Annotated in this window: 7 protein-coding genes; 3 read left to right on the forward strand and 4 right to left on the reverse strand. The window is 61.5% G+C overall.

Annotated features, from left to right (window positions below):
• Positions 1-91: 91 nt before the first annotated feature.
• Genes IOC69_RS11695 through petA form a run of 3 tightly spaced genes read right to left on the reverse strand, consistent with a single transcriptional unit; the run spans position 92 to position 2840 of the window.
• Complete coding sequence (locus IOC69_RS11695) at positions 92-919, reverse strand: cytochrome c1 (protein WP_290543734.1); 828 nt, start codon at positions 917-919, stop codon at positions 92-94.
• A 16-nt stretch (positions 920-935) separates the two neighbouring features.
• The gene (locus IOC69_RS11700; RefSeq protein ID WP_290543735.1) at positions 936-2237 is read right to left on the reverse strand and encodes a cytochrome b/b6; all 1302 of its coding nucleotides are present in this window, start codon (positions 2235-2237) and stop codon (positions 936-938) included.
• A 15-nt stretch (positions 2238-2252) separates the two neighbouring features.
• The gene (gene petA, locus IOC69_RS11705) at positions 2253-2840 is read right to left on the reverse strand and encodes a ubiquinol-cytochrome c reductase iron-sulfur subunit (RefSeq protein ID WP_290543736.1); all 588 of its coding nucleotides are present in this window, start codon (positions 2838-2840) and stop codon (positions 2253-2255) included.
• A gap of 173 nt (positions 2841-3013) precedes the next feature.
• Between petA and IOC69_RS11710 the strand changes: the two genes are divergently transcribed.
• Entirely contained in the window at positions 3014-3217 is a 204-nt protein-coding gene (locus IOC69_RS11710) for a hypothetical protein (protein WP_290543737.1), read from the forward strand.
• Here IOC69_RS11710 and IOC69_RS11715 read toward each other — a convergent pair.
• Positions 3207-4880, reverse strand: a complete 1674-nt coding sequence (locus IOC69_RS11715; protein ID WP_290543738.1) for a vWA domain-containing protein — start codon at positions 4878-4880, stop codon at positions 3207-3209. The two genes, IOC69_RS11710 and IOC69_RS11715, sit on opposite strands and share 11 nt — an antisense overlap.
• A gap of 293 nt (positions 4881-5173) precedes the next feature.
• Between IOC69_RS11715 and hemF the strand changes: the two genes are divergently transcribed.
• Complete coding sequence (gene hemF, locus IOC69_RS11720; RefSeq protein ID WP_290543739.1) at positions 5174-6010, forward strand: oxygen-dependent coproporphyrinogen oxidase; 837 nt, start codon at positions 5174-5176, stop codon at positions 6008-6010.
• A gap of 14 nt (positions 6011-6024) precedes the next feature.
• A complete protein-coding gene (locus tag IOC69_RS11725; protein WP_290543740.1) occupies positions 6025-6570 on the forward strand; it encodes an adenine phosphoribosyltransferase in 546 nt (181 codons plus the stop codon).
• Positions 6571-6752 lie beyond the last annotated feature (182 nt).

Raw genomic sequence — 6752 nt, forward strand, 5'->3', positions numbered from 1 at the left:
CCTCCGCACACTGGAAGGATGCACGAGACCACCGCAAACGAAAAGGCCCGGAGACGCTCCGGGCCTTCGCAATTCGCCTGACCGGCGAGGATCAGTGGACCTTCGCCCACACCTTCTTCATGCTGAGATAAAGCAGCAGGGCGAGCACGCCGAGGAAGATCAGAACCATGAAACCGGTGCGCTTCCTCTCTTCCATTTTCGGTTCCGCCGCCCAGGCGAGGAAGGCGGAAACGTCACGCGCCATCTGGCTGACGCTGCCCGCCGTGCCGTCGTCGAAGGTCACCTGATCATCCGACAGGGGCGGCCCCATGCCGATCCATGGGCCATTGGCAAAGAATGGGTTGTGGTACTTGCCCTCGGGCTGCTCCTTCCTCAGCTCCTCCGTCAGCTGGTCATCCGGCGTGTAGCCGGTCAGCACCGAGTAGACATATTGCGGGCCGCCGATGCCGTTGATGAGCTGGTTGATGGTGCCATACCAGCCGGGACGCGACTTGGTGATGAGAGAAAGGTCCGGCGGATAGGCGCCGCCATTGGCCGCCCGCGCCGCCTGCTCGTTGGGGAAGGGCGAGGGGAAGCGGTCGGACGGCAGGCCCGGACGCTCGAACATCTCGCCGTCGTTGTTCGGGCCGTCCTGCACCTGGAAGCTGGCCGCCAGAGCCTTCACCTGCTCCTCGGAGAATTCCGGCCCGCCCGGCTGGGACAGGTTGCGGAAGCTCATCAGGTGCATGGCGTGGCAGTTGGAGCAGACTTCCTTGTAAACCTTGTAGCCGCGCTGCAGCTGCGCGCGGTCGAACTGGCCGAAGGGCCCTTCGAAGCTGAAGCTGACATCCTTCGCGGTTTTCTGGCCTTCCGCCTGCGCCGCGCCCAGCGACAGAACGAGGCCCGCTGCCGCGATGGCGAGTGTCTTGAGTATGGTCATTGTCAATTCCCCCAGATCACTCGGCAGGCACGGCAGCCGCGGACGGATGGCTCTCGGCGAGCACCGCGTCGGAGATCGACGCGGGCAGCGGTTTTGGCGTTTCGAGCAGGCCGAGCAGCGGCAGGATCACCAGGAAATGCGCGAAATAATAGGCTGTGGCTATCTGGCCCACCAGCTTGTAGGTCAGCGCCCACTGGTCCGGCGGAGCCGCCTCATGGCTCATGAAATAACTATCCGGAGCGCCCGAGCCGGCAAAGCCCAGGATGACGCAGTTTATCGCGAACAGCCAGAAGAACTGCCTGAAGATCGGCCGGTAGTTGCCGGAACGCACCTTCGAGGTGTCAAGCCACGGCAGCACGAACAGGATGAGGATCGAGGCGAACATGGCGATGACGCCGCCAAGCTTGTCCGGGATGGCGCGCAGGATGGCGTAGAAGGGCAGGAAATACCATTCCGGCACGATGTGCGCGGGCGTCACCAGCGGGTTCGCTTCCTGATAGTTGACGGCGTGGCCGAGATAGTTCGGCGCGAAGAACACCCAGAGCGCGAAGAACATCAGGAAGATGACGATCGCGAAGGCATCCTTGACCGTGTAGTAAGGGCTGAAGGGGACGGTGTCCTGAGGGCCCTTCACCGACACGCCCGTCGGGTTGTTGTTGCCGACCACATGCAAAGCCCAAATATGCAGGATGACGAGACCGGCGATCACGAAGGGCAGCAGGAAATGCAGCGAGAAGAAACGGTTCAGCGTCGGGTTGTCGACCGAGTAGCCGCCCCACAGCAGCGTGGTGATCGATTCGCCGAAGAAGGGAATGGCCGAGAACAAATTGGTGATGACCTTGGCGCCCCAGAACGACATCTGGCCCCAGGGGAGCACATAGCCCATGAAGGCGGTGGCCATCATCACCAGATAGATCAGCACGCCGATCATCCACAGCACCTCGCGCGGCGCCTTGTAGGAGCCGTAATACATGCCGCGGAACATATGGATATAGACGGCGATGAAGAACATCGACGCGCCGTTGGCGTGCATGTAGCGCAGGAGCCAGCCCGAGTTCACGTCGCGCATGATGTGCTCGACGGAGTTGAAGGCCATGTCGACATGCGGCGTGTAGTGCATGACGAGCACCACGCCGGTGATGATCTGGATGACCAGCATGACGGCCAGTATGCCGCCGAAGGTCCAGAAGTAGTTCAGGTTCTTCGGGGTGGGGAAATCCAGCGCCTGGCCCTGCACCATGTCCATGATGGGAAGCCGCTCGTGGAACCACTTCGCGAAGGCCGACTTGGGCTGGTAATTCGATGCGTGTCCGCTCATTGAGGTTGGTCCTTCTTAGCCGATGCGGATCTTGGAGTCGGAGAGATAGGCATATTGCGGAATGTGCAGGTTCTCCGGCGCCGGGCCCTTCCGGATGCGGCCCGCGGTGTCATAGTTGGAGCCGTGGCAGGGGCAGAACCAGCCGCCGTGCCGCACATTGCCCTCAACCACCGCATACTCGCCCTCGTTGCCGATCGGCACGCAGCCCAGATGGGTGCACACGCCCATCATCACGAGATATTGTTCCTTCCCGCCCACCACGCGGTTCGCATCGGTCGCCGGGTCGCCATCGGAAAGGTTGGCGTTGCGGGCCAGCGGGTCCTTGAGGTCGCTCAACGCCACCTTGTTGGCGGCCTCGATCTCGGCGGGCAGCCTGTGGCGGACGAAGACCGGGTTGCCGCGCCACTTGATGGTGATTTCCTGGCCTTCGGCGATGGGGGCGAGATCGACCTCGACCGAGGCCAGCGCCAGCACCGAGGCGTCAGGGTTCATCTGGTTGATGAATGGCCAAACCGCCAGCGCCGCGCCGACGGCCGCCACCGAACCCGTGGCGATGTAGAGAAAATCACGCCGGTTGGTTTCCGCATGCTCCGCTGTGGACATGTTGTTTTCCTTCTGTTGCCGGGCCGGACCGATCATAAAGAGATACGGCACGGTGTTCCCCGGCGCTCAAACCCGCGACGTTTTGGCATTGCGCCAGACATTAGTCCAGCCATCAAGTGTCGCAGTTGGCGGGGAAATCGGCGGGCCCGAAAAGCCCCGGAAGCGGGCGGAAAATGCCCGAAACCACTCTCTGTCAGCCCGGCGCCGCCCCCGATGCCGCGACCAAGCTGAGGACGCGCGCCCATCTTCGCCCCACCTGCCGCATCACCGCGACCGCCAGCCCCATGCGGGAAGAACGGCACCCGCTCAGCATGGCGCTTGCCCGCGCCACCGCCACGGGCACCGCGCCACGCCAGCTGCCGGTTGCTACTGCGTGAGGGAGTTGTACGATTGGGCTATCCCGATCTTCTTGAATGCGTCCTTCAGGCCTGCGGAAGAATTGACGTCAAAAAAATAGTCGGCCTTGGTTTGGTTTGTGCCGCTTGCGCAATCGTCCCGCAACAATTTGTAGTAATTGCTCGACGAGTTCACCTGCAGGGCCACCACATAAATTGCAATGTTACTGGACTTCACACTTGCGCAGACCGTTTTCATGTCATTTTCGGTCTGGGTCTTGTAGGATTGCTTTTGGTCTGGCGTAAGACTGTCGTCATTAATTCTACCAATTCGCTCGTAATCGGTGGCGCCGCTTATTCCAGCAACGCCGGTGTTCTCGCCGTCGGTGATCAGAACCAGCGACTTCCTCACGTCGGTAAGTTTGGCTTGCGCGGCGGTGAACCCGGAATTCAGCGGAAAATTATTATCAATCACAGAGCCGCCTGGCGTCGTGGTTTCCGTGGTGAGCATGTTCCACGCCCATATCAGCCCGTTGGGAATATAGGTCACCGCGTCCGCATCCGGATCGACGCTCAGCGCGTCGATCCTCGCATTCAACCAATCCTCCGCTTTTAGCGTTGTGCTCCCGACGGAGAAGGTCGCCGTGGAGGAGACGAGATCCGTAACGGTCGATACTCCGCAGTCAGCGTTCCAAATGCCGTAATAGGGCTTCGTAACGGTGTTGCTGATCGTGTTGATCTCCGGCGGCGGACGAACCCAAAGACAGCCGTTCCAAGTATCTGACTTAGTTGTGGTGGTGACGGTTTTCGTCACCCACTCGGATTTCGTGCATTCATAATTACAGGCTTGATCGTCACAAGAATAAGGCACGCCGTCTTTGTAGCACGTCTTGGGAACGGTAACGCAACCTATCAACTTCGTCTCAGTACACTGTAGCACGGTGATGATCTTTGTGGTTGTGCCACCTATTCGTCTTGGGGTAAATGTCAGCCACCCCGCAAGAGAGGTCTGGCTCGTCTTGTTGAAATAGGACGTGGTATTGCTGTCAAGCTTGATGTAGCCGGAGAAGGGTACAATTCCAACTCTGACATTGTTCCATTTCATCAGCGAAGTCACCAGCTCCTTGGCGGCAACCCTGAGAGCGTCCAGCTTGGTTTCGGTTATGGAGAGGTTGTCATCCATCGACGACGTGTTGTCCAATGCAATCACCAGTTCGACCGGCGCCGGGCGGGGGCGCTTGGCAGTGCTGGTGACGGAGACCGGAATTGAGGAGACAAACAGCTTGGAGAAAGTCACCGGCACCGTGGCGTTGAGAGTGACGGAAACGGAATCCTCGTTGCCGACACCCGGATTATTCAGGTCGGTCGGGGTGTAGACGGAACGGAAACTGCTGCTTTTACTCAGGTCGTAATCCACCAGTCCGCCCTTGGCGCCCGTTGGGGGAAAGGCGTTGGCGGCGATATAGATTTTCGCTCTCGTTGCAAGATTTGCGGCAATCTCTTCATTGGTTTTTCCCGACGATTCGCTAATTGCGTCAGCGGCGGCAGCCTTCACCGCGGCATCCACCGCCCTCTGCAGGTTGCTGCGCACATACATGGCCTTGCCAATGTCAATTGCCGCGGCTCCCGCCATCACCGCCGCCAAAAGCAATACGGCGGTCAGCACAGCGACCGCCCCTTTCTCGTTCTGTCTGTTCCGCTTCATCGGACCGTACTCCACCTGATGGGCCAACCATCGGACACTCTATGTAGTGTAACATATGCTCCGGACGTCGCGCAATGATGTTCTGTCAGAGGTTATCGGCACGCTCCTGCGCTTCTCCCCTCCCCTGCGCTGTTCAGCCCGCCGCAGACGGCGCCGGAGCATTAAGAGCACGAGCGAAACCCACTTTTGCGGCAATTTTGTGCTCAGGCCCTTGGCCTGGCGCATCTTTCGACCAGGTGATTCCACCTGACCGGAACATGCGCTAAGCTGTCGAACAAAAGCAGGAATCGCCGATGACCGACCCCCTCCCCGCCCGCCAGGACGCCGCCCGCCGCTGGTTCGAAACCCTGAGGGACCGCATTTGCGGCGCGCTGGAGGAGATCGAGGGAGGCGCCCGTTTCGAGCGCAAGGGCTGGGAAAGGCCGGACGGCGGCGGCGGCGTCATGTCCATGCTGCACGGCAAGGTGTTCGAGAAGGCGGGTGTCCATACGTCAACCGTGCACGGGGAGTTTTCGCCGGAGTTCCGGCGTCAGATCCCGGGAGCGGAGGAAGACCCGCGCTTCTGGGCCTCCGGCATCTCGCTGATCATCCACCCGTGGAACCCCTTCGTCCCGGCCGTTCATATGAACACGCGCTTCATCGCGACCACCAGGAGCTGGTTCGGCGGCGGGGCGGACCTCACCCCGGTGCTGGACCGCCGCCGGGTGCAGGACCACCCGGACTCGGCCGATTTCCACGCCGCCATGAAGGCCGCCTGCGACGCCCATGCGGTGGCCGACTATCCGAAGTTCAGGACATGGTGCGATGAGTATTTCTTCCTGCCCCACCGCAACGAGCCGCGCGGCATCGGCGGCATCTTCTATGACCATTTCAACTCGGGCGACTGGGAGAAGGACTTCGCCTTCACGAAGGACGTCGGTCTGGCCTTCCTCGGCATTTATCCGAAGCTGGCGCGGCGGAACATGGACACTCCGTATACGGAGGATGACCGGGAGGAGCAGCTCGTCCGACGCGGCCGCTACGTGGAATACAACCTGCTCCATGACCGCGGCACGATCTTCGGGCTGAAGACGGGAGGAAACGTCGAATCGATCCTCTCCTCCATGCCGCCCGTGGTGAAGTGGCCCTGACCGAGGAGAGCCCCATGGACCTGCGCAACGGTTTCGACATCAAGCGCTATATCCGCACCATTCCGGACTATCCGAGGCCCGGCGTGATGTTCCGCGACATCACCACGCTCCTGTCCAGCCTGCACGGCTTCCGCGCCGCGGTGGATGAGCTGGCCTGGCCCTTCCTCAAGGCCGAAATCGGCTATGTGGCCGGCATCGAGGCGCGCGGCTTCATCCTCGGCGGCGCGGTGGCGCACACGCTGGGCCGCGGCTTCATTCCGATCCGCAAGAAGGGCAAGCTGCCATCGCGCGTCATCGGCCAGGACTATGCGCTGGAATACGGCGTCGACACGATCGAGATGCATGCCGACGCGGTCACGAAGGGCGACCGCGTGCTGCTGGTCGACGATCTGATCGCCACCGGCGGCACGGCGGGGGCCGCCATCGACCTGATCCGCAAGTCGGGCGGCGAGGTGGTCTCCGCCGCCTTCGTGATCGACCTGCCCGAGCTCGGCGGCGCGGCGAAGCTGAAGGAAAAGGGCGTGAAGGTGCACACGCTGGTGAGCTTCGAGGGGCATTAGCGCATCGGGCGGTCATGCAGAATCGGGGTCTTTTCCCTCCCCCTTGTGGGGAGGAATTAGAGCGGCGGGCGGTCATGCAGAATCGGGGTCTTTTCCCTCCCCCTTGTGGGGAGGGATTAAGGGTGGGGGTCCCCGGGCTCAGGTCTTGGAGAATTGGACTCCTGGGCCCCCCGCCCCTGCCC

This window comes from Aestuariivirga sp. (genome assembly GCF_020252405.1).
Classification (GTDB): Bacteria; Pseudomonadota; Alphaproteobacteria; order Rhizobiales; family Aestuariivirgaceae; genus Aestuariivirga.

Excerpts from the sequence above, each read along its gene's own strand:
- IOC69_RS11695 (WP_290543734.1), bottom strand. The coding sequence starts at position 919 with ATGACCATACTCAAGACACTCGCCATCGCGGCAGCGGGCCTCGTTCTG.
- IOC69_RS11700 (WP_290543735.1), bottom strand. The coding sequence starts at position 2,237 with ATGAGCGGACACGCATCGAATTACCAGCCCAAGTCGGCCTTCGCGAAG.
- petA (WP_290543736.1), bottom strand. The coding sequence starts at position 2,840 with ATGTCCACAGCGGAGCATGCGGAAACCAACCGGCGTGATTTTCTCTAC.
- IOC69_RS11710 (WP_290543737.1), top strand. The coding sequence starts at position 3,014 with ATGCCCGAAACCACTCTCTGTCAGCCCGGCGCCGCCCCCGATGCCGCG.
- IOC69_RS11715 (WP_290543738.1), bottom strand. The coding sequence starts at position 4,880 with ATGAAGCGGAACAGACAGAACGAGAAAGGGGCGGTCGCTGTGCTGACC.
- hemF (WP_290543739.1), top strand. The coding sequence starts at position 5,174 with ATGACCGACCCCCTCCCCGCCCGCCAGGACGCCGCCCGCCGCTGGTTC.
- IOC69_RS11725 (WP_290543740.1), top strand. The coding sequence starts at position 6,025 with ATGGACCTGCGCAACGGTTTCGACATCAAGCGCTATATCCGCACCATT.